Genomic DNA, 25463 nt, shown 5'->3' on the forward strand with positions numbered 1-25463 from the left:
TCACGCCTCCGTCGTGGGGATGGTCAGCCGGCGCAGCAGGTCGGTCGCGTCGGCGGGCATGTCGCGGCCGGCGGCGTGCCGTTCGGCGGCGAACGCGGCGAGCATCCGGGCCAGCTCGCCGTCGGCCCGCTCCGGCAGGCCGTCGACAACCGCCAGCGGCACGCCGGTGAACACGCACTTGAGCACCGCCTGCCGCCAGGTCGCCTGCTCCAGGTGCCGGGCGTACGGGCCGAGCGCCGCGGCCACCAGCCGGGTGTCGTTGGTGCGGGTCGCGTCGTGCAGCAGCGGCACGCACTCCGCGCCGATCGGCAGCAGCGGCAGCGCACGCAGCACGGCGCGTTTCTCGGCGGCGTCGCCCTGCCGGTACAGCGTCTCCGCGGCGGCGGCGTGGCCGTGCGGCAGCGCGGTCAGCAGCAGCGCCCGGGCCGCCTCGTCCGCCGTCCAGCCGGGCGGGTCGGGCAGCGGCAGGCGACCGCACCGCCGGGCGGCGGCGGCGAAGAACCGCCCGATCGCCGTGGGTTCGGTCGCGACGCGGCGCAGCGCCGCGTCCAGCCACTGCGGATCGGGTACGCCCCGAAGCGCGGCGCGCAGTCGGTCGGGTGTCATGCCGTCTCCCCTCTGCCGGGTGGAAGGTGGTGGGTCACCGCCCCTCGCCGCGCGAGGCGGCGGCGCGCAGGAAGTCCAGTGAGCGGGCGGCGACGGCCGGTGCGGCGTGCGAGTGGCGGGGCAGTTCCACGGCCACCAGCCCGCGGTAGCCGGCGTCGGCCAGGGCGCGCAGCACCGGCGGGAAGTCGATCTCGCCGGTGCCGAACTCCAGGTGCTCGTGCACGCCCCGGCGCATGTCGTCGATCTGCACGTTGACCAGATGCGCGGCGACCGCCGACACGCACTGCGGCACCGGCATCGGCTCCAGGCAGCGACAGTGCCCGATGTCGAGCGTGATGCCGAAGCCGGGCGGCGCGCCCAGCGCCTCGCGCAGCCGCCACCACCCGGCGATGTCCTCCACGAACATGCCCGGCTCCGGTTCGAAGCCCAGCGGCACACCCGCCTCCGCCGCCGCGGCGCACACCGTCGCGCAGCCCGCCACCAGGCGGTCGGCGGCGACGCCGGGTGGTACGCCGGGTGGGCGTACCCCGGCCCAGAAGGAGACCGCCTCCGCGCCCAGGTCGGCGCCGATCCGGACGGCCCGGCGCAGGAACTCCACCCGCCGGGCCGGGTCGTCGTGCAGCAGCGTCGGCGCGTGCTTGTGCCGCGGGTCGAGCAGGTACCGGGCGCCGGTCTCGACCACCACGGCCAGCCCCAGCGCGTCCAGCCGTCGACGAACGGCGGCGACCCGGCGGGCCAGGCCGGGGGCGAACGGGTCCAGGTGGTCGTGGTCGAGGGTGAGCGCGACGCCCACGTAGCCGAGGTCGGCGAGGACCGCGAGCGCGTCCCCGAGCCGGTGGTTGGCGAAGCCGTTGGTGCCGTACCCGAAGCGCAGCGCGCCCGGCCCGGACAGCGGGCCGGCGGTGGGCCGGGTGGCCGGCGCGGCGGTCATGTCGGTGAGATCAGTCGGGCCAGGCGGCGGCCGAGCGGCGCGGCGCCGGCCACGGCGAGGCCGAGCAGCCGGGCCCCGGCGCGGGCGGTGAGCGCGCCCTGCAACGCGGGCAGCCCGGTGATCCCGGCGCCGACCGCGGCTCGCACCCGGGCCGGTGACGGGTCGGCGAGCACGCGGGCCTGCGCCCGGCCGTAGCGGACGGCGTACCCGGCGGCGAGCACCGCCGGAACCAGCTCCCCGAGCCGAAGGAAGGGCCCCCTCTTAACGCATCCGGTAGAGGAGGGGGCCCCGCTTAACACGGTCGGCCGGGCCGAAGTGGTGAGCGCGATCAGCGCGGTGCCGGCGAGCGTGAGGCCGGGCAACCGCCGGTCCGCGCCGGTCACCTCGCGGCGGGACAGCGCGGTCACGGTCCAGGTGTGCGCGGCGACTGTGAGCGCGGCCGGGAGCGCCCGGACCACCCGCCCGCCGGACGCGCCGAGCAGCACGTCCAGCCCTCGGCACGCGGCCATCACCGCCGGCCCGGCGGCGGTGTTCTTCGCGCGCAGGTCGTACCCCCAGATCGTGGCCGCGAGCGGCAGCGCGACTGCCGCCGCCCGGCGGCCCCCGGCGGCGGTGGCGACCGCGAGCCCGGCGGCGGTCAGGCCGGACGCGACGCCGAGCGCGACCGACGGGCGCACCCGGCCGGACGGGATCGGCCGCTCCGGCCGCTCGACCGCGTCCAGCCGCCGGTCAGCCCAGTCGTTGGCGGCCATCCCGGCCCAGTACAGCAGCACCGACGCGCCGGCCAGGGCCGGTGTACGCGGACCGAGCGCACCGGCGGCCGCCGCGCCGGAGAGCACGTCCCCGGGTACGGAGAGCGCGGCGGGCGCCCGGACCAGCTCGGCCAGGTCGGCCAGGCGGGTCACGGCGTCACCCGGGCGTGCAGGGCGGCGGCGAACTCCCGCAGCACCGTCCACTGTTCACCGAGCGCGTGGCCGGTCGCGCCGAGCGGGTCCTTGAAGAAGAACGCCAGCTCGGTCAGCGGGCCGTGGCGGCCGGCGGCGTGCGCGGCGGCGGTGAGCCGGGCCAGGTCCAGCACGAGCGGCGCGGCGAGCGCCGAGTCGCAGCCGTGCCAGGTGAACTCCATCCGCATTCCGGTGCCCAGGAAACCGGCGAACGTGACCAGGTCCCACGCGGTCTTGAAGTCGCCGAGTTCCTCGACGTACTCGATCCGGGTGTGGCCCTGCGGCAGGTAGCCGAGCGTCTCGGCGAGCACCCGCTGTTTGCTGCCCACCTTCGCGGCGTTGGCGGCCGGGTCGGCGAGCATGGCGCCGTCGCCGCCGCCGAGCAGGTTCGTGCCGGACCAGGAGCGCACGGCCAGGTGCCGCATCGCGAACATCGGCGCGAGCACCGACTTGAGCAGCGTCTCGCCGGTCTTGCCGTCGTGCCCGGCGTACGGCAGCTTTCGTTCGGCGGCGAGCGCGGCCAGGGCCGGCAGGCGGGCGCCCGTGGACGGGGTGAAGTCCACGTACGGGCAGCCCGCGGTGAACGCCGCGTACGCGTATCCGGAGCTGGGCGGCAGCACGTCGGCCGGGCCGGTCAGCGCGTCGCGCAGCGCGGCCAGGTCGCTGTGGGCCGGGTGCGGGGCGGGCGCCGGTTCGGTGGCGGCGACGTTGACCACCACCACCCGGTCCAGCCCGTTCCGGCTGCGGAAGTCGGTCAGGTCGCGCACCACCGCGGCGATCCGCTCGCCCTGGCCGCCCTCGGTGGGCGCGGGCCGCAGCGACGCCTCGACGGCGGCCAGGTCGGGCGCCACGGCGTCGGCCAGCCGGGCGGGCAGCACGCCTGCGGCGGCGAGCGCCTCGGCGCGTTTGGTGAGCGGGGTGGTGACCACGTCGTGGCCGCCGAAGACGAGATCGGCGAAGCCCGGCAGGGCGGGCCCGCGCAGGTCGGGCAGCTCGGTCACGCAGCCGGTCGGCGCGGTGAGCCCGGCCCGCAGGGCCAGTCCCCCGACCACGCTCGTGGTGGCGACCGAGCCGCGCGCACCCACCAGCCAGACACCCGTACGCATTCGCGCTACCTCCCCAGGTATGGCCGGTCCACCGGTGCGGCCGGGGAATCCCGGTCCGGCCGCACCGGAGGGCCGTGCTGGTCGTGCCGGCGGACACCGGCGGCACGCTCCCCGGAGCCGGCCTCGTCCCCGCCGCGGGGCGCAACCGCGGCGGGCCCTCGCCGGCCGGCGCCGGTGAGTGTCGACGGACCCCGTAGGGGCCGTCTCGGGTCAGGCGGAAGCTTCGGCCAGAGCGGGCTCCACCTCCGTCCAGGCGGCCCGCTCGGCCGAGCGGGTCACCGCGTCGAGCACGAGCTGGACCTGCAACGCGTCGGCGAACGACGGGGCCGGGTCGGCGCCGGTGGCGACCGCCTCGACGAAGTCGCGCGCCTGGTGGGTGAAGGAGTGCTCGTAGCCGATGATGTGGCCGGGCGGCCACCACGCACCCAGGTACGGGTGGTCCGGCTCGGTCACCAGGATCCGGCTGAAGCCCTGCTCGGCGGCCGGCCGGGTGGCGTCCAGGAACTCCAGCTCGTTGAGGCGTTCCAGGTCGAACACGACGCTGCCGCGCGAGCCGTTGATCTCGACCCGCAGGGCGTTCTTGCGGCCGGTGGCGAACCGGGTCGCCTCGTACGTGGCCAGCGCTCCCCCGTCGAGCCTGGCCACGAACACCGCCGCGTCGTCAACTGTCACCTGGCCCGTCGCGCTGCCGTTGCCGTCGGCCTGCGCGGCCAGGCCGCTCGACCCGGCGACGAGCGGCCGCTGACGCACGAACGTCTCGGTGAGCGCGCTGACCCCGGTGACGAGCTGGCCGGTGACGTACTGGGTCAGGTCGATGATGTGCGCGCCGATGTCACCGAGCGCGCCGGAGCCCGCCCTGTCCTTCTGCAACCGCCACACCAGCGGGAACTGCGGGTCGACGATCCAGTCCTGGAGGTAGGTCGCCCGGACGTGCCGGATCTCGCCGATCCGCCCGTCGGCCACCAGCTGCCGCATCAGGGCGACAGCGGGCACCCGCCGGTAGTTGAAGCCGCACATCGCGCGTACCCCGGACTCGCGTGCCCGGGCCGCGGCCTCGGTCATCTCGCGGGCCTCGGCGACGCTGTTCGCCAGCGGCTTCTCGCACAGCACGTGCTTGCCCGCGGCGAGCGCGGCGAGTGCGATCTCGCGGTGGCTGTCCCCCGGCGTGCAGATGTCGACCACGTCGATCTCGTCGGACTCGACGAGCCGCCGCCAGTCGGTGGTGTAGCCGTCCCAGCCGAGCCGGTCGGCGGCCTCGGCCACCTTCGGCTCGTCGCGGCCGCAGACGAGCGCCATCCGCACCCGCGCCGGCAGGTCGAACACCCGGTTCACGGTGCGCCACGCCTGGGAGTGCGCGGCGCCCATGAACGCGTAGCCGACCATGCCGACCCGAAGGATGCTGTCGTGACTGGACAAGGTGGGTCTCCCCCCGTGTGTCAGAACCCGAGCTTCAGGTAGTCGCTCGCGTTCTCCTTGGTGATCGTCTCGGAGGCGAGCACGATCTCCTTCGGTACCTGGAGTTCGACCAGGTCGGACATGCCCTTGCCCTGGCCGATCAGGCGGGCCAGGGAGATGGCCGAGGAGGCCATCGACGGGCTGTAGGTGACTGTGGCCTTGAGGACCGTGTTGTCGGCGGCGATGTCCTCCATGGCCTTCTTGGAGCCGGCGCCGCCGACCATGACGAATTCCTTGCGGTTGGCCTGGTTGACCGCCGCGAGCACACCGATGCCCTGGTCGTCGTCGTGGTTCCAGACCGCGTCGATCTTCGGCAGCGCCTGGAACAGACCGGTGGCGGCCTGCTGCCCCGAGTCCACTGTGAACTCCGCGGGCCGCCGGTTGGCGACCTTGAACCCGTACGAGGCGAGCGTGTCGGCGAACCCCTTCGACCGTTCCTGGGTCAGCTCCAGCGACTCGATGCCGGGGATCTCGCCGATCACCGGGTTGCTGACGCCCTTGGCCTTGAGCTGCTCGGCGATGTAGGTGGCGGCGGCCACCCCCATGCCGTAGTTGTCGCCCTTGATCTGCAGCCGGTAGGCCCGCGCGTCCGGGAAGGCCCGGTCCAGGTTGACCACCGGGATGCCGGCCTTCATCGCCTCCAGGCCGAACGCGTTGAGTTCCTTGCCGTCGTGCGGCAGCAGCACGATCACGTCGGGCTTCTGCGAGATCAGCGTGGACAGCGCCGCCCGCTGGGCCGCCGCGTCCGCGCCGGCCTCGACCGACTTCAGCTCCACGTCCTGGTACGCCCCGGCCTGCGCCTTGGCGTTGTTGGTGATGGCGGCGATCCAGCCGTGGTCGGCGGCCGGGGCGGAGAAGCCGATGCTCACCTTCTTGCCCGTCTCGGTGTTGGCGCCGGAACCGGCCGCCTTGGTCTGCGCCTCGGTCGGGTTCTGCTCGTTGCTGGTGCAGCCGGCGAGCAGCACCCCGGCGGAGACGGCGGCCCCGCCGAAGAGCAGCCGGCGGCGGGACAGGTCATGGCGCGGTGTTCTCATGACGCCTCCTGGGATGAGGTGGTGGGGTGGTTTCGGGTGTGGCGGGCCGGACCACAGTCGGTACGACGGCAGCCGGGGTGTGCGCGGGTGGGGTCAGGTGGTGGTGGCCCGGTTGCGGGCGAGGAACTGGGTGAGACTGCCGAACTGCACCTGCTGGACCAGGACGGCGGCGACGATGATGCCGCCCTTGACCATGTTCTGGGCCTCGGCGGAGAGGTTGTTGATGGCGAACAGGTTGGTGATGGTGGAGAAGATGATCACCCCGAGCAGGGAGCCGATGATCGTTCCCCGCCCGCCGCTGAGCAGCGTGCCGCCGATGATCGCGGCGGCGATCGCGTCCAGCTCGTAGAGGTTGGCCATCGCCGCCTGCGCGGAGGTGGCCTGCGCGGTCAGCATGACCGCGGCGATGCCGCAGCACAGGCCGGACAGCGCGTAGAGGAGCACTGTGTGCCGGCGGACGTTGATGCCTGCCAGCCGGGCCGCCTCCGGGTTGCCGCCGACCGCCACCGTACGGCGGCCGAACGTGGTCCGGTTCAGCAGCACCCAGCCGGCCGCCACCACCGCCACCAGGATGTAGACCAGCAGCGGGATGCCGAGCACGTTCGTGCTGGCGATGCCGTTGATGAACGTGTTGCCCGACACCTGGGTCTGCTTGTCGGAGATCTCCGCTGCCAGCCCCCGGGCGGCCACGAGCATGGCGAGCGTGGCGATGAACGGCACCAGCCGCCCGTACGAGACGAGCAGCCCGTTCACCACGCCGACGGCGAGCCCGACTGTGAGCGCGGTGAAGATCATGCCGCCCGCGCCGTAGCTCTGCGTGGCCACTGTGGTGCACCAGACCCCGGCGAGGGCGACGATCGCGCCGACCGACAGGTCGATGCCCCCGCCGATGATCACGAAGGTCATGCCGACGGTGACCACGCCGACCACCGAGGCGAGCTTGAGGATGGTGAGCGTGTTGCCCCACACCCAGTTCGGGTCGCCGTAGAGGTCGGGGCGGGTCAGGACGCCGATGACCACCAGCACGACGAGCGTGGCGAGCAGGCCGAGGTTGCGCTTGACGCCCTCCCCGCCGTCACCGCGCCACCAGGAGAGCTTCGCCGGCGCGCCGGCCTTCGCGGTCTCCGTCCGCTCCACCGGCGGCGACTGCGCGGGCAGCGAGGATTCTCTGACATCGCTCATGCCGGTGCGCCTTCCATGAGAGACCCCGCCATGACGAGGTCGAGCACTGTGTTCTCGTCCAGTTCGCCGGCCGGGGCCTCGCGGACCACCCGGCCCTCCCGCATCACCAGCACCCGGTCGGCCAGGCCCAGCACCTCGGGCACCTCGCTGGAGACCAGCAGCACCCCGACGCCACGGGCGGCCAGATCGCGGATCACCTGGTACAGCTCGGCGCGGGCGCCCACGTCCACGCCCCGGGTCGGCTCGTCGAGCAGCAGCAGCCGGGTGTCTCCGAGCAGCCACCGCCCGACCACCACCTTCTGCTGGTTGCCGCCCGACAGCGTGCGCACCGGCCGGCGTACGTCCCGGGGCCGCAGCTCCAGCGACGCGGCGATCCGGTCCGCCTCGGCGCGTTCCCGTCCGGTGTCGGTGAAGCCGAGGCGGGCGTACCTGCTGAACGTGGCGAGCGTGACGTTGCGGTAGATCGGTTCGCCGAGCAGCAGCGCCTGACTCTTGCGCTCCTCCGGCGCCATGCCCATCCCGGCCCGTACCGCCGCGCCCACACTGCCGGGACGCAGCGCACGGCCGTCCACCCGGACCGTCCCGGCGTGCGCCCGGCGCGCGCCGAAGATGGTCTCCAGCAGTTCCGACCGGCCGGAACCGACCAGCCCGGCGATGCCGACGATCTCTCCCGCCCGGACCCCGAGCGAGACGTCGGCGAACTCGCCGTGCCGGGTCAGCCCGTCCACCCGCAACAGCTCCGCGCCGCCCCCGTGGTCGGCCGGGCGCTGCGGGAAGACGTACTCGATGGTCCGCCCGGTCATCCGGGCGACCAGGTCGCGGGTCGGCGTCTCGCGGGCCGGCAGGCTCGCCGCCGTGGTCCGGCCGTCCTTGAGTACGGTGACCCGGTCGCCGATCTCGCGGATCTCCTCCAGCCGGTGCGAGATGTAGATGACCGCGATGCCCTGCGCGGTGAGTTCCCGGATGATCCGGAACAGGTTCGCCACCTCGTCGTGGGCCAGCACCGCGCTCGGCTCGTCCATGATGATCAGCCGCGCCTCGTGGGACAGCGCCCGGGCCATGCTGACGATCTGCTTCCCGGCGGCGGGCAGGTGCCGCACCAGCCGTCCCGGCGGGATCTCCGGGTGGCCGAGCCGTGCCAGGATCTGCCGGGTACGCCGGGCCATGTGCCCCCGCCGGACGAAGCCGAACCGGCGCGGCTCGTGGCCGAGGAACGCGTTCTCCGCCACCGACAGGTCGTCGACCAGGTCGAGTTCCTGGTAGATCGTGGCGATGCCGGCACGCATGGCGGCCTGCGGGTTGGCGAACGAGGCCGGCTCGCCCCGCCAGAGCACCTCGCCGGAGTCCGGCCGGTGCACCCCGGCCAGCACCTTGATGAGTGTGGACTTACCGGCGCCGTTCTGCCCCAGCAGGCAGTGGACCTCTCCGGCCCGCACCTCCAGTTGCACGCCGTCGAGCGCGCGTACCCCCGGGAACGTCTTGACGACGTCGGTGAGGCGCAGGACCACCTCGCCCGCGACGGCGTCCGCGGGCGCCTCGACGAGCGGCTTGCCGGTGTCGTTCACGCTGCACCGCCTTTCGTTCGCGACTGCGGGGCTCGCAAGACCGGCTCACTCCTCGCGCTCACGCTGCCTCCCCGAATGCGAGGTCACTGGCCAGCACCGCCGCGCCGGCGACGCCGGCGCGCGGGCCCAGCTCGGACAGGACGACGGGCAGGTTGCCGGTGGCGAGCGGCAGCGAGCGGCGGTAGACCACGCTGCGGATCTCGGCCAGCAGGATGTGCCCGAGCTGGGCGAGCCCGCCGCCGATCACGATCATCGACGGGTTGGTGAAGCTGACCAGCCCGGCCAGTACGCTGCCGACCCGCCGGCCGCCGTCGCGGATGAGCTGGATGCAGGTGACGTCCCCCTCGATCGCCCCCTGCGCCACGTCGAGCGCGGTCACCACCCCCCGGGCCGCGAGCCGCTCGGCCAGTGCCGGGGACACCTCGGTGCGGGCCGCGACTGTCGCCTCCCGGGCCAGCGCGGCGCCGCTGAACACCGCCTCCAGGCAGCCGAGGTTGCCGCAGCTGCACATCGGGCCGTTCGGGTCGACCTGGATGTGGCCGATGTCCCCGGCGCAGCCGTCGGTGCCCCGGTAGACCTCGCCGTGCAGGTAGATGCCGCAGCCGATACCAGTGCCGATCTTGATGAACAGGAAGTCGTCGACCGAGTGGGCCACGCCGCCGTGCCGCTCGCCGATCGCCATGATGTTGACGTCGTTGTCGACCACGGCCGGGCAGCCGTGCTCACGGGTGAGCAGCTCGCGGACCGGGAACCGGTCCCAGCCCGGCATGATCGGCGGGGAGACCGGCACGCCGTCGCGGAAGCTGACCGGCCCCGGTACGCCGATGCCCACCGCGTCGAGCCGCTCGTACGCGCCGTCCACCTTGGCCTTGTGCAGCAGCTCGTTGACCCGCTGGAGCGTCACCTTCGGGCCGGAGCGGATGTCGGCGGTCTCGGTGTAGGCGGCCACCGTCTCCAGCCGGCCGTTCACCACCTCCACGTCGATCGAACTGGCGCCCAGGTCGACGGCGGCGAACCGCAGGTGCGGGCTCAGTTCGACGAGGGTGGAGCGCCGCCCGCCCCGGGAGGCGGCCAGCCCCGCCTCGGCCACGTAGCCGAGGGAGACCAGGCGCTCCAGCTCGGCGAGCAGGCGCGGGCGGGGCATCTGGAGCCGGTCGCCGAGTTCGGCGCGGGACACCGCGCCCTCGTCCCGGAGCAGTCGCAGAAGCCGTACGTGCAGGGGGTCGACCGTCCGCACCGGCAGTCACCTCCGCATCGGAAGTCCGTCACATCGACGACAGCGATGTGTGTTGTGTCCGACACAGTAGGAGCCTTCCGGGCCGCATGTCCATAGCTTCGGCACGTCTGATGCAAACTTTTGTCCATACGAACAAAAGCGAGTTCCGGATCATGAAAACGCATCGCCCCGCCGGGGATTCTTCCGGGCGGGGCGATGCGTTTTCGGGTCAGCGGGAGTGCGCGCGGCCCTTCTTGCGCAGCTTGCGGTCGTCGCGCAGCTCGACGTAGGGCTCCTCGTCGGCCGGGTGCCCGGCGGCGATGGCGCGGCTGCGCTCCAGCTCGGCGTCGAACTCGGCGCCGAGCAGGATGGCGACGTTGCTCAGCCAGAGCCACACCAGGAAGATGATCACGCCGGCCACCGCGCCGTACGTCTTGTTGTACGAGCCGAAGTTGCTGACGTAGAGCGCGAACAGGCCGGAGACCACCAGCCAGAGCACCACCGCGAGCACGCCGCCGGGGCTGACCCAGCGGAAGCCGCCGTGCCGGGCGTTCGGCGAGGCCCAGTAGAGGATCGCGAACATCAGGCTCACCAGCACCAGCAACACCGGCCACTTGGCGATGTTCCACACCGTCACGGCGGTCTCGCCCAGCCCGATCGCGTTCCCGGCCTGCTCGGCAAGTCCGCCGGTGAACACCACGATCACGGCGCTGATCAGCAGCATCACGCCGATCACCGCGGTCACGCCGAGGCGCACCGGCAGCGTCTTCCAGATCGGCCGCCCCTCCGGCACGTCGTAGATGCTGTTCGAGGCGCGCATGAACGCGGCGACGTAACCGGACGCCGACCAGAACGCCGCCACCAGACCGACGATCGCCGCGATGCTCGCCAGCCCGCCGGACTGGCCCGCCTGGTCGATAGCGCTCTCGATGATGCGGCGGATGTTCTCCTCCGGCACCGCCTGCCCGACGGTGTCCCGCACCCCCTCGGTGGCCCGTTCCCCGAGCAGGCCGAGCACCGAGATCAGCACCAGGACGCCCGGGAAGATGGAGAGCACGCCGTAGTAGGTGAGCGCGGCGGCCCAGTCGGTCAGGCTGTCGTCCTGGAACTCCTGCACCGTCCGCTTGAGGGTCGCCATCCAGCCCGTCGCCGACAGGTCGGCCGGGCTGTCCGGCCCGTCGTCCGGCCCCACCGGTCCGGCGTGCTTCCGCCCGTCCGGCCGGTCGTGCCCGGCGCGGGCGTCGTCGCGCGTGGTGGGGGCGTCCTTGCGCCCGTCGCGGGTGTCCTCGTGGACGTCGTGGGCGTCGTCGCGGGCGGCCATGGCACCTCCTCGTCGTCATGTCGTCCCGCACGACATGCCCTGACGAGGGCAGCGATAACCACCGCACCCGCAAACCGGCCACTCGACCGCCGGCGACCGTCCCCACCCACCTCCCTGCCGGCCCCTTCCACGGCCGCGCCCGGCCCTTAACTCCCACCCGCTCCACTGCCCGCGCCCTGTCGCCGCCTCCCCCGTCGGCACCTTCCGCCCGCTCGCCGCCTCTGGCTCTGCAGCCACGCGCGCGACAGACACGCTCCGTAACCATGTGCGCCGATGGATGCAGAGCAAAGGCGGCGGGAGCAGCGCTCCCACCGTCGCCCCGCCACTCCCCACCCGAAATCCCGGAGAGCCGTCGCGCCACCGCGACCACCGATCGCCGCCATCACGACGACCGTCACGACGAGTGGAACGTCATGGGTGTCAAACGGGGCCGGAAGCACCCATGACGTTCCACTCACCGAGGGTCGGCCACCGGTCGACCGGCCGCCTGTGCGGAAGCGAGAGCGCGGTGTGCGGGCGGCGAAGGCCAGGGCGCTGAGGTAACGCGTGATCCGTCTTCCGATGCCACCACCTCGGCGAAGTGGAGTCGATCGTGGAAACGCGAGACGGCGAAGACGCTTTCCAGCCATTTCCCAACCGGGTGAGCGTGGCGGGCGCGAGCGCACACAGCACGGCGCGAGCGGGGTGCTACGGGCGCCGTCCGCGCGAGCCGCCACGAAAGACGCACCCACCTCAGCGGACACGTTGCGTGACGACAAGCATCCCCGGCACGTTCATTCTTCATCGTTGTAAGTGATATCGGGAGAGAGCCGGGAGAACCCTTCTCCCGCCATTGCGAAACAGTTTCAAGAAATAAGTGACGCGAGTGAGCGAAGCTCCATTCCGTCACTCATTGCAATCACGATCGGCAATGTTCCCAACATGCGCGCTATTCGCGTATCGTGCCCCCTCGTGCCGCCCGTTCGCCCCTCCGACGCGACTCCCCCCAAACCCCGGCCGCCGTCCGGCGGACGACCGGGGTCCGACGTGGACGCCGAGGTGGTGTCGCTGCCGCCGGACGACGGAAGCGTCGCCGGACCCGAGTGGGCCGACGACGGGCCGGGCGAGACCCACCACCACAGCCGAGCAGCGCACCACACCGCAGGCGAGCACCACACCGCGGACGAGCACCACACCGCAGGCGAGCACGACACCACGGGCGAGAACGAGACCCGCGACAAGAGCGAGAGCCCGGAACAGACCCAGGACGCCCGCGAACTGGCCGCCCGGTTCGAGGAGGAGAAGCCGGGACGCGTACTCGCCGGACCGGTCGGTGTCCTCTTCACCGGCATCACCGTCGCGGTCGGGCTGCTGACGCTCTGGCAGGTGTTCTTCCCGCTGGCCCAGGGCAGCAAGTACTACCTGATCTTCTTCCTGGCCGGCGTCCTGCCGATCGTGTTCCTCGCGTACCCCTCGGGGGTGCGGCTGCGACGCGCCAAGGCTGACGCGGCCGACGCGGACGACCGGCGCGGACCGACGCCCGTGGACTGGCTGCTGGCCCTCGCGGCGCTCGTCGTCTGCCTCTACCCGGTGCTGCCGGTCACCATCGGCGCCGGTGGCGGCGGGTATGACGCCTTCCTCGACCGGCAGGGCCTGCTCGATCCGCTGGACGTGGCGTTCGGCACCGGGCTGCTGCTTCTGCTGCTGGAGGCGTGCCGGCGCACGACCGGATGGATCCTGCCGGCGGTCTGCGTGCTGTTCCTCGGGTACGGCTACTACGGCGGGCTGCTGCCGCAGTCCTGGCCGGTGGCGCACGCGGGGCTCGACTTCGGGCAGCTCGTCGACGCGTTCTACAACTCCGACAGCGGCTTCTACGGCACCCCGCTGGACGTGGCCGCCTCCTACATCGTGCTGTTCACCATCTACGGCGCGGTGCTCAACCTGTCCGGCGCGGGCCGGTTCTTCGTGGAACTGTCCGCCGCCGCGTTCCGCCGCTCCCGGACGGCCGCCGGGCGCACCGCCGTCGCCTCGGGTTTCCTGCTCGGCACGGTCTCCGGCTCCGGCGCCGCCACCACGGTCAGCATCGGCGCGGTGACCTGGCCGATCCTGCGCCGCGCCGGCTACCCGGCCGAGCGGGCGGGCGGCATGCTCGCCGCCGCCGGTGTGGGGGCGATCCTGTCGCCGCCGACGCTGGGCGCCGCGGCGTTCATCATCGCCGAGTACCTGGGCGTCTCCTACCTCCAGGTGCTCGGCTGGGCGACGGTGCCGACGATCCTCTACTACCTGGGCATCCTGCTCTCCGTCGAGATCGACGCCCGGCGCTCCGGGGTCCGCCCGGTGGTCATCGACACCGGCTCGGCCTGGCGGCTGCTGGCCCGCTTCGGCTACCACTTCCTCTCGCTCTTCGTGATCATCGTGGTGCTCGCACTCGGCGCGTCGGCGATGCGCGCGGTCGTCATCGCCACCGTGCTCGCCGCCGTGCTGTCCTTCCTGGACCGGCGGCACCGCCTCACGCCGGCCCGGCTGGTGGAGGCGCTGCGCGACGGCGTACGCGGGGTGCTCGCGGTGAGCGCCGTCTGCGCCGCGGCCGGCATCATCACCGCCACCACCACGAAGACCGGCCTCGGGCCGCAGGCCGCAGCGCTGCTGATCGACGGCGCGCAGGCGGTCAGCTCCGAGCCGGCAGTGGTGCTGGCCCTCACCGCCGTGCTCGCCGCCGTCGCGCTCAGCCTGCTCGGCCTCGCCGTGCCGGTCACCGCCTCGTTCGTCATCGGCTGGGTGATCATCGGTCCGGCGCTGCTCAACCTGGGCGTCGAAGCGCCCGCCGCGGCCATGTTCGTCTTCTACTTCGCGGTGCTGTCCGAGGTCTCGCCGCCGACCGCGCTCGCAGCTGTCGCCGCCGCCGCGGTCACCGGCGGCCGGCTGGTGCCGACCATGTGGCAGACCCTGCGGTACGCGCTGCCTGCGTACCTGATTCCGCTGGCCTTCGTGATCACACCGACCGGTCTCGGCCTGCTCGGCATCGGCGGCGCCGGGCGGATCGTGACGGCCGGCCTGGTGTCGGCACTGGGTGTCGCGGTGCTGGCGGTCGCGGCCGGCGGCTGGCTACCCGGTGTGGGCCCGGCCGGCGTGCCGGAGCGGATCGTCGGCGCGATCGCCGGGCTGGTGCTGCTCTGGCTGGAACCACTGCCCATGGCGATCGGCGCGGCGCTCGCCGCGCTCGCGGTCGCGGGCGTGTACGTCCGACGTGGCGCCGCCGGGCACCCCGGCCGCCCGGCGGTCGAAGAATCCGTGGACCTTGGGGAGGAGAGAGAGTGGGACGGATCGACGCGAGGATAGTGGCGGGTGTCGGGGCACTGGTCCTGGTCGCCGCCGGTGCCGCCGGCTGCGGGGGCCGTCAGGACGGCGCGGCGAAGGACGACGCCGCCCGCGAGGTCAGCTGCAAGGTCACCAAGGACACCCGGGTCGGCATCGCCACCGGCAACGCCACCGGCGTCTACTACGTGGTCGGCAACGCGCTCGCCGGTGAGCTGAGCAAGACCACCGACGGCAAGCTCACCGGGACGGCCGCCGAGACCGGCGCCTCGGTGCAGAACGTCGAGCAGCTCGTCGCCGGCCAGTACGACGTGGCGTTCTCGCTGTTCGACACCGCCGTCAACGCGGTGCAGGGCAAGGGGAGCTTCAGCTCGCCGCAGCCGGTGAAGGCGCTGGCCCGGATCTACGACAACTACACGCAGGTGGTGGTCCGCGCCGACGCGGGGATCACGTCGGTGGCCGACATGAAGGGCAAGAAGATCTCCACCGGCTCGCCCAAGTCCGGCACCGAGGTCATCGCCAACCGGCTGCTCACCGCCGCCGGACTGGACCCGGCCAAGGACATCCAGGCGCAGCGGCTGGACCTCACCAAGACCGTCGACGGCATGAAGGACGGCAGCATCGACGGCTTCTTCTGGTCCGGCGGCGTGCCGACCGGCGGGGTCACCGACCTGTTCACCACGTCGGGCGACAAGGTGAAGTTCGTCGACATCAGCCCGCTGCTGCCGAAGATGGCCGAGCTGAACCCGGCGTACCAGGCGGGCACCATCGGCAAGGACATCTACCGGACCCCGGCCGACGTGCCCACCATCGTGGTGCCGAACGTGCTGCTGGTGCGGGACAACCTGGACGCCGACGTGGCCTGCGCGATCACCCGGACGGTGTTCGACTCCAAGGACGCCCTGGCCCAGGCGAACCCGGCGGCGAAGGGCATCGAGCTGGGCAACGCCCGCAAGACCGACCCCGTGCCGCTGCACCGCGGCGCGGAGCGGGCGCTGAGCGACCTCGGCGCGAGCTGACCCGAACGGGCCGGGCCCGGACGCGCGTCCGGGCCCGGCCCACCGACCCGACCCGGAGACCCCCGTGCCGCTGCCCCACCCGGCCCGCGTACGCCGGCATCACCGCTCCGCGGACCGCACCGGACGCCTCCGCTCGGTCCGCGTCCAACTGCTGGCCCCGATCCTGGTGGCCACTGCCGGTCTGGTCGTGCTGGGGGCGGCGCAGACCGGCGCCGCGCTCGACGCGTCCGCCGACGCCGACCGGGCCCGCGTGCTGGCCGGCACCGCCACCGCGACCGTACGGCTGGTGCACGAGCTGGAACGCGAACTGGCCGAGACGGCCGCGTTGCGCCAGCGCGGCGGTACGTCCGGCCGCCCGCTCGTGGACGCGCAGCGCCGGCGGGTGGACACGGCGGTGGAGCGCTACCGCTCGGCGCAGGGTGACGCGCGCCGGGCCGCCCCGGATCTGGCCGGGGTGCTCGACGACGTGGGCGGGCGCCTGGCGCAGCTCGCACCCACCCGGGACCTGGCGTTGGCCGGTGAGCGCGGCGACCCGGCGTACGTGTCGCTCGTGGAGTCGCTGCTCGCGGTCGCGGACGCGCTGCCGAGTCAGCTCCGCGACGCCGACCTGGCCAACCAGGCGCGCGAGGTGGCAGCGGTGGCCGCCCAGGAGCACCTGTCCGCGCTGGAGCGCGACCTGCTGCGGGCGGTGTTCGTCAGGGGTGGACTGCAAAGTGGCGAGCTGGCCCGGCTGGGCCGGCTGCGGGGTGCCCGGGAGCAGCGGCAGGCCGAGTTCCTGCGGATCGCCTCCGCCCCGGCGAACAGGGCCTGGTACCGGCTGGTCGACGGCACCGACGTGACCACTGCCCGCCGGATGGGTGACGCCGTGCTCGACTCCGACGGCGCGCCGGGCACGGTGAAGACCGACGGTGACGCCTGGTACGTGGCGCAGAGCGGCGCGATCCGCCGGTACAACCTGCTCGGCCGGGACCTGACCGACGGGCTGGACCGGGACGCGGCGGACCTGGCCGGGACGGCCCGGTTGCGTGCGGTGCTGACCGCCGGCGCGACGAGCACCGTCGCACTCGGCTCGCTCGTCACCGCAGTGCTGCTGGCGGTACGCACCAGCCGCCGGTTGCGTCGGCTGCGGGTGGCCGCGCTCACCATGGCGAACCGGGAGCTGCCGGAACGGATCACCGCGATCGCGGCGGGCGAGCGGACCCCGGCGGAGGGTCCGGCGACCCGGATGACCGACGGGATCAGGCGCGGCAAGGACGAGGTGGCGCAGGTCGCCGAGGCGTTCGACACGGTGAACCGGGCCGCGTTGCGGCTGGCCGGGCAGCAGGCCGAGTTGCGGCTGGACGTGACCCGGATGGCGGAGGCGCTGGCCCGGCGCATCCGTACGCTCATCACCCGGCAGCTGCGGCTGCTCGACGACTTCGAGCGCGAGGAGACCGACCCGGACGCGCTGGCCCGCCTGTTCGCGCTGGACCACCTCGCCGCCCGGTTGCGCCGCAACGGCGAGAACCTGCTGGTGCTCGCCGGTGGCGAGCCCGGCCGGGGGCACGAGGGCGCGTTGCTGCTGGACGACGTGGTGCGGGCGGCGGCCTCCGAGATCGAGGACTACCCGCGGGTCGAGATCGACGTGCCGACCGCTGCGGTGCACGGCGCGGCGGCCGGCAACCTGGTGCACCTGCTGGCCGAGCTGCTGGAGAACGCCACCGTCTACTCGCCACCGGAGGCCCGGGTGCTCGTCGACGGGCGGCGCACCGTCGACGGGCTGGTGCTGCGCGTACACGACCAGGGCATCGGTGTCAGCGAGAGCCGGCTGACCGAGATCAACGATCGGCTGGCCGCGCCGGCCACGCTGTCCAGCGCGGCGGCGGGCAGCATGGGCCTGCACGTGGTGGCCCACCTGGCCGCCCGGCACGGGATCCGGGTGCAGTTGCACAACCCGGGCACCGGCACTGTGGCACAGGTCGACGTACCGGAATCGGTGCTGACCCGGGTCGAGTCGGTGGCGTCCCGGCCGACGGCCGAGCGGCGACAGCGCGCCGCGGCCTGGTTCAAGTCCGGGCCGGCCGGTGGCCGCAGTCTCGTCACCAGCGCCACGACCGTCGGCCCGGTGCGCGGCGTCGCCGCCGTCCGCACGCCCGGTGGCGCGCTGCTGGCGCCGAGCGCGGCGCGGATCCGGCCGGTGAGCGTGCCGCCGACGCCCGTCCCGACCACCGCCGCCGGGCTACCACGGCGGCAGGTGGGCGGCCACCTGCCCGAGCCGATGCCGGACACCACCGCGCCGCCGCCGGCGATCGACCTGCTCGACCCCGAAGTGGTACGTGCCCGGCTGTCCGCCCTCGCCGAGGGGGTGGCCAGCGCGACCCGCCGTGCCCCGAACACCACACCCAACGGGAGAAGACCATGACCTCATCGTCCTCCGCCGGCCTGGACTGGCTGCTGGCGAACTTCGCCGAGCAGGTGCCGGACGTCTCGCACGCGCTCGCGGTCTCCGAGGACGGGCTGCGGCTGGCGTCCTCACCCGACCTCGCCCCCGACCAGGTCGACCAGCTCGCGGCGGTGATCAGCGGGCTGGCGAGCCTGACAGTGGGCGCGGCCCGGCTGATGTCCGCCGGCCGGGTACGCCAGCAGATCGTGGACATGGACGGCGGGGTGATGCTGGTGATGGCCGTGGGTGAGCGGGCGCTGCTCGGCGTGCTGGCCGCGCCCGGCTGCGACCTGGGGCAGATCGGCTACGAGACGGCGACGCTCGTGCAGCGGGTGGCGGAGGCGCTGGAACCGGCGGTGCGACGGTGACCGGCCGCCCGCTGCGGCTGCTGGCCGCGCTGATGACGGCGGTGCTGGTGGTCGGCTGCGCGGCCGAGGACTCCGCCCCGGAGGCGTGGCACGGCGGGCGGATCTTCCTGGCCACCGGCAACACCACAGGCGTGTACTACCAGCTCGGCGGCGGGTACGCCGACCTGATCACCCGCCACCTGCCCGGGTACGAGGCGCGGGCGGAGCCGACCGGCGCGTCGGTGGAGAACATCACCCGGGTGGCGAGCGGGGACATGGAGATCGCGTTCAGCCTGGCCGACACGGCGGCGGACGCGGTCGACGGGCGAGGGGCGTTCGACAAGCAGCCGCAGCCGGTACGGGCGCTGGCCCGGGTCTACAGCAACTACACGCACGTGATCGTCCGCGCCGACGGAAAGATCGGCAGCTTCGCCGACCTGCGCGGCAAGCGCATCTCCACCGGTTCGCCGAAGTCCGGCACCGACATCATCGCCGGGCGCCTGCTCACCGCCGGCGGCATCGACCCGAACCGGGACATCCAGCGGTTCAACCTGTCGCTGCCGGAGACGGTCAAGCGGATGCGCGCCAAGGGCCTGGACGCCATGTTCTTCTCCGGCGGTCTGCCCACTCCCGGTGTCAAGGATCTGCTCTCGTCCGCACCGGGCACGTTCCGGCTGCTGCCGATCGACGAGCTGATCGAGCCGCTGAGCGCCCGCTTCGGCGCTGTCTACACCACCGCGACGCTGCCGAAGGAGGTCTACGACACGCCCGAGCCGACGCCGACTATCACCGTGTCGAACGTGATCCTGGTGGCGGCGGACATGCCGGAGCAGCTCGCGTACGACCTGACCCGGGTGCTGTTCACCTGGCAGGGCGAGTTGATCCAGGTGCACCCGGAGGCGGCGAACTTCAACCGGTCCAGTGCCGCGGCGACCCGCCCGATCCCGTTGCACCCGGGCGCGCAGCGGTTCTACCGCACCGGCTGAGCGCGGGACCGCCTGCTACGGCGTCCAGTCGCGCCGCAGCAGGCCGTAGATCACCAGGTCGGTGAAGCCGTCGCCGTCGTACTCGCGGTCCCGCTGGGTGCCCTCGTGGACGAAGCCGCACCGCTCGGCGGTACGCCGCATGGCCGTGTTGCCGGCGAGCGTCTCGATCTCCAGCCGGCGCAGGTTGCGGTTGCGGAAGCCGTACCGGCAGAGCAGCCGGATCACCTCGGTGCCGTAGCCCTGGCCGCGCGCCTCCGGCAGCAGCGTGATGCCGAGGTGGGCGTACCCGTTGAAGGCGTTGATGCCCCAGAGCACGCCGGTGCCGAGGAACGTGCCGTCGGCGACGGTCTCGGCCAGCAGCGACACCGGAGCGGCGGCCTCCGGCTGCTCGGCGGCACGCTTCTCCAGCCGGGCCCGGACCTGCCCGACGTGGTGCGGCAGGAACGGCTCGTCGTCGGTGACCAGGTGCAGCTCCGGGTCGCTGTGCAGCCGGAACATGTCCGGCGCGTCGTCGGGGGTGGGCGGACGCAGGCGGACCCGGTCGGTGGCGAACATGCCGCGACGCTAACGGCGGACGGGTGGGCCGACAACCGGATTCGGCCTCCCTACCGACCGGTCGGTAGGGAGGTGCGTATGACCCCGCTCGTGCTCGCCACCGCCCTGACCAAGACCTACGGGACGCGCGACGCCCTGCGCGCGCTCGACCTGACAGTCGCGCCGGGCAGCCGGTTCGTCGTGCTCGGCCACAACGGCGCCGGCAAGTCCACGCTGCTGGAGATCATCGCGACGCTGCGCACCCCGACGTCCGGCTCGGTACGCGTCGGCGGCTTCGACACCGTCACGCAGGCGCGGGACGGCCGGCGCCTGATCGGCCTCGCGCCGCAGTCGAACGCCCTGGACCCGCTGGCCACCCCCACCGAGGTGCTCGACTTCCACGGCGTGGCGCTCGGGCTCGGCCGCCGTGGGCGGGCCCGCCGTACGCGGGAACTGGTCGACCTGTTCGGCCTGGGCGAGCACCGCGCGGCCCGGGTCGCCACGCTCTCCGGCGGCACCCGCCGCAAGCTCGACCTGGCAGTGGCGCTCGTCGCCGAGCCCGCCGTGGTGATCCTGGACGAGCCGACCACCGGCCTGGACCCGCTCGCGCGCATCGACTTCTGGACCGAGCTGACCCGCCTCAACCAGGCCGGCACGTCGCTGCTCATCTCGACCCAGGACCTGCACGAGGCGGACGTGCTCGCCACCGAGATCGCGGTGCTCCGGGACGGCCGGGTGGTCGCCCAGGGTTCACCGGCGTCGCTCAAGCAGCGCGTCGGTGCCCGTACGCTCACGCTCGACCTGTCCGGCGCCGCCGCCGCTGCCGCGTTCGCCGCCGCGTCCGAGGCCGGGTTCCGCGCCGACCCCGACCGCCCGGACCGGGTACGCCTCAGCGTTCCCGACGATCCGCGCGCCCTGGCGAAGGCCCTGGTCGAGGCCGGAGACGCCGCCGCCGACATCACCCGGCTGCACCTCGCCGAGCCCTCCCTCGACGACGTCTTCGTCGCCCTCGCCGCCCGCTGAGGCGTGATCCCACCGCACCCCGAAAGGCCCGAACCCGTGCTCCCGCTCGCAGTCGCCCCGCCCCGCCACTCCCCGGCCCCTGTCGTCCTCGCGGCGATCAGACGTTCCACGCGCGCCGTGCTCCGTACGCCCGCACTGCTGGTCGCCCCGGTCGCCCAGTCCCTGTTCTTCCTGCTCGTCTACGCCGGGCAGCTCGACGCCGTCGGCAGCACCTACCTGGACGGGACGAGCTTCATCGCGTTCCTGCTGCCGCTGATCCTGCTCACCGGCGTCGCCACCGGCGCGGGCGCCGCCGGCACGCTGGTGCTGGGCGACCTCAGCAGCGGATACCTCGACCGCCTGCGGCTCGCCCACGGCACCACGACACCGTTCCTCGTCGGCCCGGTCGTCGCCGCGCTGATCGCCGTCGTCCTCCAGATGGCGGTGACAGTGGCCGGGGCCGCGGCGATCGGCTACCGGCCGGCGAGCTGGTCCGGCGTCGCCGGGATGCTGCTGCTGATGCTGGCCCTGGGCGTCGGTGTCGCGCTGCTGAGCACGGCGCTCGCGATCCGGTCGGCCTCGGCGTCGGCCACCAACCTGGTCACGCTCGCCGTGTTCGGCCTGTCGTTCTTCACCGGCGTGTTCGCGCCGGTCGACGAACTCGCCGGCTGGATGCGGGTGATCGCCGTGGCCAACCCGCTCACCTATATCGTCGACACCGCCCGCCAGCTCGGCGGCGACGCGGCGCTCACCGCGGCCCCGATCGGCGTGGCGGCGATCGTCACCCTCGCCGTCGCCGGGACCGCGGCCTGCGCCCTCGCCCTCCACCACGCGAGGAAGAACCGATGAGCCCAGCCGACACCCGCACCCAGATCATGGACGCCTTCGCCGAGCAGCTCGCGGCGACCGGCTACCGGGGCATCTCCCTGGTCGGCGTGGGCCGCAGCGTCGGCATCCAGAAGCCGTCCATCTACCACCACTTCCCCGGTGGCAAGGAGGATCTCTACATCGCGGTGGCGGAGCGGTACATCCGGGACGTCGGCGCCCGGATCTCGGCGGCGCTGGCCGGCCCCGGCGACGTGCCGCACCGGCTGCACGCGCTCGCCACCGTCGCCGCCGGTCAGCACGGCGACGCCGTCACGTTCGAGCAGCGCGTCTCGGGACTCTACGTCGCCCTGATGCTGGCGCCGGTGACCCGGTTCTTCGCCGACGCCCGGTCCGAGGGCGTCGTCACCGGCGAACCGGAGTTCCTGATGAACGCGTTCCTGCACCTGGCCCGCGCCGCCGACCTCACCGACGAGACCGGACCCGCCCGGATCGTCGCGCTCTTCCTCGACGGCGCCCGCCCACGTGCCTAAACTAAGGACTTAGCTAACCGAGGAGGTCGCGCAATGTCGGCTGAGGCTGTGCACTACAACATGCATGACGCCAAGACCCACCTGTCGCGCATCATCGAGCGGGTGGAACGCGGCGAAGAGATCATCATCGACCGGGCGGGCACCCCCGTGGCGAAGGTCGTGCCGCTCGTGCGCCGCGCCAACCGCACGGCGGTCGGCTCCCTCGCCGGGCAGGTGGACCTCTCCGGTGACTGGGACTCGCCACAGACCAACGCCGAGATCGCCGCCGACTTCGGAATCGGCGCATGACCCTGCTGCTGGACACCCACGTCGCGCTCTGGGCCATCACCGGCGACGCCACCCTCGGTGTCGAGTTCCTCGACCGGCTACGCCACGACCCAGATGTCTTCCTCTCCCCGGTCAGCCTCTGGGAGATCACCATCAAGCAGCAGGCGGGGAAGCTCTCCGGCCCGCCCGATCTGGCCGAACGGGTACGCGACATGGGTTTCCGTGAACTACCGGTGACCCACGACCACGCCATCACCGCGGGCCGCCTGCCGCCGCATCACCGTGACCCCTTCGACCGCATGCTGGTGGCTCAGGCGATCACGGAGAATCTGACCCTGGCCACGCGCGACGCTTCCATCCCGCTCTACGAGGTCGACGTCCTCAAGGTGTAGGTGTCAGGCGTCGGCGGGGGTGGTGGCGGCCCGCGCCGCCGCGACCAGCCGGGCGGTCTCGTCGGTCACCGCCTGGTCGTCGGTCGGCGTCCCCGGGTCGTAGCGGACCGTCCAGGTCAGGCCGTCGACCCCGGGCACCCGCCGGGCCGCGATCCGCCCGGAGCCGCCGGGCACCTCGTGGTGCGAGGTGTACGCCACCGAGCCGGTGACCCGGGCCCGGACCTGGTGCGGCAGGTCGCCCGGGTCGACGAGCAGGTAAGTCTCGGGGAGGCCGTCCGCGACCACCAGGTAGCCGTCGCGCTCGGCGACCGGCTCGGCCGGGGTGACTGTCAGCTCGCGGCCGGACCAGACCGCCTTGAGGATGTCGTGCCAGCCGAGGCGCTCCACCCGGCCGGGCAGCCAGAGCCCGCGGTTGCTGGCGACCAGCACGCCGTCGTTGCCGCCCTCGCCGGTGCCGGCGGCGGCCCAGGCGAGCACCCGCTCGTCGGCGGCCAGCGGCGGCCGGTCGGCCGACGGCAGTTTCGGCCGGCGGTTGAACAGACCCATCACAAACCTCCGGCGGCCTGCTCGCGCAGTGCCCGTGCGTGCTGTTCCAGCGAGAGCAGTTCTCCGAACAGGGCGAAGTACTCGTCCTTGTTGCTCACCGGGTTGACTCGCTGGATCTTCGACTTCAGGTCGCGGATGCGGCCCGTGACCGAACTCCACTGGAGCCGGGCCATGGTGATCGAGACGTACCGCGGGTCGGGCTCGCCGTCAATGCGCAGCGGCTCCACCGCCAGCTCACCGATCAGCGCCTGCCCGGCCAGGTCGTCGCAGGCGTCGCGGACCCGCTCGATCCAGACGGCGCCGCCGGTGGCGCCGGACGCGCCGCCGGCCGCTGCGACTGCGGCGCGTACCGCGACGTGCACCGGGTGCTGGTAGTCGGTCGCCTCGACCGCGTCGAACATCGGGCCGGCCAGGACCGGCTCCTGCAACGCCAGCTTCAGCGCTTCCCGCTCCACCATGGACCGCGGACTGTCCACGCTGGGCGCCCCCGGGCGGGGGCGCGCGGGTGCGGCGGGCGTACCGGGCGCCGGTTGCCCGTTCGCGGCGGTGAGCACCGCACGCTGCACCGGCTCGATCTCCATGCCGAGGTCACCGGCGAGCTTGCGCACGTACTCCGGGCGCTTCTCCCGGTCCTTGATCTTCGCCACCAGCGGCGCGGCGCGGCGCATGGCCTCGACCCGGCCGTCGACGGTGTCCAGGTCGAACCGGCTGATCACGTGCCGGAGGGCGAAGTCGACGAGCGGCTCACGGCGGGCCACCAGGTCACGCACGGCCAGGTCGCCCTTTGCCAGGCGCAGCTCGCACGGGTCCATGTTGTCGGGGCTGACCGCGATGAAGGTACGCCCGACGAAGCGCTGGTCGTCTTCGAAGGCGCGCAGCGCCGCCTTCTGCCCGGCCGCGTCGCCGTCGAATGTGAAGATGATCTCCCCGGCCCGCTCGTCGCTGTCGAACAGCACCCGGCGCAGCACCGAGATGTGGTCACCGCCGAACGCCGTGCCGCAGGTCGCGACCGCTGTCGGCACGTCGGCGAGGTGGCAGGCCATCACGTCGGTGTAGCCCTCGACCACCACCACCTTGCCCTGCTTGGCGATCTCCCGCTTGGCCAGGTCGATGCCGTAGAGCACGTGCGACTTCTTGTAAATCGGCGTCTCGGGCGTGTTGAGGTATTTCGGGCCGTCGTCGTCGTCGAAGAGCTTGCGGGCGCCGAAGCCGATCACGTCGCCGGTGATGTCCCGGATCGGCCACATCAGGCGGCGGCGGAACCGGTCGATCAGCGAGCCGGAGCGGGCCGGGCGGGACAGGCCGCCGATGACCAGCTCGTCGTGGGTGAAGCCCTGCTGGCGCAGGTGCTTGGTGAGCAGGTCCCACCCGTCGGGGGCGAAGCCGCAGCCGTACCGCTCGGCGGCGGCCCGGTCGAAGCCGCGCCCGGCGAGGAACTCGCGGGCCGGGCGCGCGCCGGCGGTGGTGAGCTGGGCCCGGTAGAACTCGACGGCGGCGGCGTGCGCGGCCACCAGACGCTGCCGCTGCCCCTGCTGCGGGCGGGTACGCGGCGTGGACCGGTCGTCCTCGACGTAGCGCAACTGGATGCCGGCGCGGGCGGCGAGCCGCTCGACGGACTCGACGAAGCTGAGGTGCTCGGCGTCCATCAGGAACTTGATCGCGTCGCCGCCGACCCCGCAGCCGAAGCAGTAGAACACGTTGCGGGCGGGCGAGACGTTGAACGACGGGCTCTTCTCGTCGTGGAACGGGCATAGCCCCTTGAGGTTGCCGCCGCCGGCCGACTTGAGCGTCACCACCTCGGAGATGACGTCCGCGATGGCGGTGCGCTCGCGGACGAGCGCGATGTCCTCGTCCCGGATCCGCCCCGCCATGACCGCCACCCCCTCGGCGTACATCCTGCCCTGCCGGACCGACGTTGCGACGGCCGGGGGGACGG

Annotated in this window: 23 protein-coding genes; 10 read left to right on the forward strand and 13 right to left on the reverse strand. The window is 73.2% G+C overall.

Features of this window, described 5'->3' with window-relative positions:
- The 10 genes from MICAU_RS23830 to MICAU_RS23875 all read right to left on the reverse strand — a co-directional run bounded on the left by MICAU_RS23830 (position 1) and on the right by MICAU_RS23875 (position 11360).
- On the reverse strand, positions 1 to 606 hold the full coding sequence (locus MICAU_RS23830; protein ID WP_013287905.1) for an EboA domain-containing protein: 606 nt from the start codon (positions 604 to 606) through the stop codon (positions 1 to 3).
- 34 nt (positions 607 to 640) lie between these two features.
- Positions 641 to 1537, reverse strand: a complete 897-nt coding sequence (locus MICAU_RS23835) for a sugar phosphate isomerase/epimerase family protein (protein ID WP_013287906.1) — start codon at positions 1535 to 1537, stop codon at positions 641 to 643.
- Positions 1534 to 2442: an SCO3242 family prenyltransferase gene (locus tag MICAU_RS23840; RefSeq protein WP_013287907.1), complete on the reverse strand. Its 909-nt coding sequence runs from the start codon at positions 2440 to 2442 to the stop codon at positions 1534 to 1536. The genes MICAU_RS23835 and MICAU_RS23840 overlap by 4 nt, the downstream gene beginning before the upstream one ends.
- Positions 2439 to 3587 (reverse strand): inositol-3-phosphate synthase, encoded by a 1149-nt coding sequence (locus tag MICAU_RS23845; RefSeq protein ID WP_013287908.1) that lies wholly within the window; start codon positions 3585 to 3587, stop codon positions 2439 to 2441. The genes MICAU_RS23840 and MICAU_RS23845 overlap by 4 nt, the downstream gene beginning before the upstream one ends.
- Positions 3588 to 3797: 210 nt before the next feature.
- Positions 3798 to 4970, reverse strand: a complete 1173-nt coding sequence (locus MICAU_RS23850; RefSeq protein WP_369752285.1) for a Gfo/Idh/MocA family protein — start codon at positions 4968 to 4970, stop codon at positions 3798 to 3800.
- 53 nt (positions 4971 to 5023) lie between these two features.
- Entirely contained in the window at positions 5024 to 6076 is a 1053-nt protein-coding gene (locus MICAU_RS23855; protein WP_013287910.1) for a substrate-binding domain-containing protein, read from the reverse strand.
- A 93-nt stretch (positions 6077 to 6169) separates the two neighbouring features.
- Positions 6170 to 7258, reverse strand: coding sequence for an ABC transporter permease (locus tag MICAU_RS23860; RefSeq protein ID WP_013287911.1), 1089 nt, complete (start codon positions 7256 to 7258; stop codon positions 6170 to 6172).
- Positions 7255 to 8823: a sugar ABC transporter ATP-binding protein gene (locus MICAU_RS23865; RefSeq protein ID WP_013287912.1), complete on the reverse strand. Its 1569-nt coding sequence runs from the start codon at positions 8821 to 8823 to the stop codon at positions 7255 to 7257. The genes MICAU_RS23860 and MICAU_RS23865 overlap by 4 nt, the downstream gene beginning before the upstream one ends.
- Before the next feature lie 58 nt (positions 8824 to 8881).
- Complete coding sequence (locus MICAU_RS23870) at positions 8882 to 10060, reverse strand: ROK family protein (protein ID WP_013287913.1); 1179 nt, start codon at positions 10058 to 10060, stop codon at positions 8882 to 8884.
- Between the two features lie 208 nt (positions 10061 to 10268).
- Complete coding sequence (locus MICAU_RS23875; RefSeq protein ID WP_013287914.1) at positions 10269 to 11360, reverse strand: YihY/virulence factor BrkB family protein; 1092 nt, start codon at positions 11358 to 11360, stop codon at positions 10269 to 10271.
- A 1026-nt stretch (positions 11361 to 12386) separates the two neighbouring features.
- Between MICAU_RS23875 and MICAU_RS23880 the strand changes: the two genes are divergently transcribed.
- The 5 genes from MICAU_RS23880 (at position 12387) to MICAU_RS23900 (ending at position 19428) form a co-directional block, all read left to right on the forward strand.
- The gene (locus MICAU_RS23880; RefSeq protein ID WP_013287915.1) at positions 12387 to 14678 is read left to right on the forward strand and encodes a TRAP transporter fused permease subunit; all 2292 of its coding nucleotides are present in this window, start codon (positions 12387 to 12389) and stop codon (positions 14676 to 14678) included.
- Entirely contained in the window at positions 14654 to 15673 is a 1020-nt protein-coding gene (locus MICAU_RS23885) for a TAXI family TRAP transporter solute-binding subunit (RefSeq protein WP_013287916.1), read from the forward strand. The genes MICAU_RS23880 and MICAU_RS23885 overlap by 25 nt, the downstream gene beginning before the upstream one ends.
- Before the next feature lie 64 nt (positions 15674 to 15737).
- Positions 15738 to 18074, forward strand: a complete 2337-nt coding sequence (locus MICAU_RS23890; protein WP_013287917.1) for a sensor histidine kinase — start codon at positions 15738 to 15740, stop codon at positions 18072 to 18074.
- The gene (locus MICAU_RS23895) at positions 18071 to 18463 is read left to right on the forward strand and encodes a roadblock/LC7 domain-containing protein (RefSeq protein WP_013287918.1); all 393 of its coding nucleotides are present in this window, start codon (positions 18071 to 18073) and stop codon (positions 18461 to 18463) included. The genes MICAU_RS23890 and MICAU_RS23895 overlap by 4 nt, the downstream gene beginning before the upstream one ends.
- Complete coding sequence (locus MICAU_RS23900) at positions 18460 to 19428, forward strand: TAXI family TRAP transporter solute-binding subunit (protein WP_013287919.1); 969 nt, start codon at positions 18460 to 18462, stop codon at positions 19426 to 19428. Before MICAU_RS23895 ends, MICAU_RS23900 begins: the two co-directional genes overlap by 4 nt.
- Before the next feature lie 15 nt (positions 19429 to 19443).
- On the opposite strand, the gene MICAU_RS23905 is transcribed toward MICAU_RS23900, so the two are convergent.
- Positions 19444 to 19983, reverse strand: coding sequence for a GNAT family N-acetyltransferase (locus MICAU_RS23905; protein WP_013287920.1), 540 nt, complete (start codon positions 19981 to 19983; stop codon positions 19444 to 19446).
- 78 nt (positions 19984 to 20061) lie between these two features.
- Here MICAU_RS23905 and MICAU_RS23910 point away from each other — a divergent pair, with 78 nt between their 5' ends.
- From MICAU_RS23910 to MICAU_RS23930, 5 genes are read left to right on the forward strand one after another with little or no spacing between them, the layout of a single operon-like run.
- On the forward strand, positions 20062 to 20985 hold the full coding sequence (locus MICAU_RS23910) for an ABC transporter ATP-binding protein (protein WP_013287921.1): 924 nt from the start codon (positions 20062 to 20064) through the stop codon (positions 20983 to 20985).
- A 36-nt stretch (positions 20986 to 21021) separates the two neighbouring features.
- On the forward strand, positions 21022 to 21813 hold the full coding sequence (locus MICAU_RS23915) for an ABC transporter permease (RefSeq protein WP_013287922.1): 792 nt from the start codon (positions 21022 to 21024) through the stop codon (positions 21811 to 21813).
- Complete coding sequence (locus MICAU_RS23920; protein WP_013287923.1) at positions 21810 to 22322, forward strand: TetR/AcrR family transcriptional regulator; 513 nt, start codon at positions 21810 to 21812, stop codon at positions 22320 to 22322. The genes MICAU_RS23915 and MICAU_RS23920 overlap by 4 nt, the downstream gene beginning before the upstream one ends.
- Before the next feature lie 33 nt (positions 22323 to 22355).
- Positions 22356 to 22610, forward strand: a complete 255-nt coding sequence (locus MICAU_RS23925) for a type II toxin-antitoxin system Phd/YefM family antitoxin (protein WP_013287924.1) — start codon at positions 22356 to 22358, stop codon at positions 22608 to 22610.
- Positions 22607 to 22981 carry a type II toxin-antitoxin system VapC family toxin gene (locus MICAU_RS23930; protein WP_013287925.1) on the forward strand — a complete coding sequence of 125 codons (375 nt, stop codon included), beginning with the start codon at positions 22607 to 22609 and terminating at the stop codon, positions 22979 to 22981. The genes MICAU_RS23925 and MICAU_RS23930 overlap by 4 nt, the downstream gene beginning before the upstream one ends.
- A 3-nt stretch (positions 22982 to 22984) precedes the next feature.
- Here MICAU_RS23930 and MICAU_RS23935 read toward each other — a convergent pair whose 3' ends face one another.
- Together MICAU_RS23935 and dnaG are read right to left on the reverse strand one after the other, a co-directional pair.
- Positions 22985 to 23527 (reverse strand): hypothetical protein, encoded by a 543-nt coding sequence (locus MICAU_RS23935; protein ID WP_013287926.1) that lies wholly within the window; start codon positions 23525 to 23527, stop codon positions 22985 to 22987.
- Positions 23527 to 25422, reverse strand: coding sequence for a DNA primase (gene dnaG, locus MICAU_RS23940; RefSeq protein ID WP_013287927.1), 1896 nt, complete (start codon positions 25420 to 25422; stop codon positions 23527 to 23529). The genes MICAU_RS23935 and dnaG overlap by 1 nt, the downstream gene beginning before the upstream one ends.
- Positions 25423 to 25463: the final 41 nt, after the last annotated feature.

Origin of the sequence: Micromonospora aurantiaca ATCC 27029 (assembly GCF_000145235.1) — a bacterium.
GTDB lineage: Bacteria > Actinomycetota > Actinomycetes > Mycobacteriales > Micromonosporaceae > Micromonospora > Micromonospora aurantiaca.

Bases quoted from the DNA above. Each gene is read 5' to 3' on its own strand.
- MICAU_RS23830 (WP_013287905.1), bottom strand. From the start codon at position 606: ATGACACCCGACCGACTGCGCGCCGCGCTTCGGGGCGTACCCGATCCG.
- MICAU_RS23835 (WP_013287906.1), bottom strand. From the start codon at position 1,537: ATGACCGCCGCGCCGGCCACCCGGCCCACCGCCGGCCCGCTGTCCGGG.
- MICAU_RS23845 (WP_013287908.1), bottom strand. From the start codon at position 3,587: ATGCGTACGGGTGTCTGGCTGGTGGGTGCGCGCGGCTCGGTCGCCACC.
- MICAU_RS23850 (WP_369752285.1), bottom strand. From the start codon at position 4,970: ATGGTCGGCTACGCGTTCATGGGCGCCGCGCACTCCCAGGCGTGGCGC.
- MICAU_RS23855 (WP_013287910.1), bottom strand. From the start codon at position 6,076: ATGAGAACACCGCGCCATGACCTGTCCCGCCGCCGGCTGCTCTTCGGC.
- MICAU_RS23860 (WP_013287911.1), bottom strand. From the start codon at position 7,258: ATGAGCGATGTCAGAGAATCCTCGCTGCCCGCGCAGTCGCCGCCGGTG.
- MICAU_RS23875 (WP_013287914.1), bottom strand. From the start codon at position 11,360: ATGGCCGCCCGCGACGACGCCCACGACGTCCACGAGGACACCCGCGAC.
- MICAU_RS23895 (WP_013287918.1), top strand. From the start codon at position 18,071: ATGACCTCATCGTCCTCCGCCGGCCTGGACTGGCTGCTGGCGAACTTC.
- MICAU_RS23905 (WP_013287920.1), bottom strand. From the start codon at position 19,983: ATGTTCGCCACCGACCGGGTCCGCCTGCGTCCGCCCACCCCCGACGAC.
- MICAU_RS23910 (WP_013287921.1), top strand. From the start codon at position 20,062: ATGACCCCGCTCGTGCTCGCCACCGCCCTGACCAAGACCTACGGGACG.
- MICAU_RS23920 (WP_013287923.1), top strand. From the start codon at position 21,810: ATGAGCCCAGCCGACACCCGCACCCAGATCATGGACGCCTTCGCCGAG.
- MICAU_RS23925 (WP_013287924.1), top strand. From the start codon at position 22,356: ATGTCGGCTGAGGCTGTGCACTACAACATGCATGACGCCAAGACCCAC.
- MICAU_RS23930 (WP_013287925.1), top strand. From the start codon at position 22,607: ATGACCCTGCTGCTGGACACCCACGTCGCGCTCTGGGCCATCACCGGC.
- MICAU_RS23935 (WP_013287926.1), bottom strand. From the start codon at position 23,527: ATGGGTCTGTTCAACCGCCGGCCGAAACTGCCGTCGGCCGACCGGCCG.
- dnaG (WP_013287927.1), bottom strand. From the start codon at position 25,422: ATGTACGCCGAGGGGGTGGCGGTCATGGCGGGGCGGATCCGGGACGAG.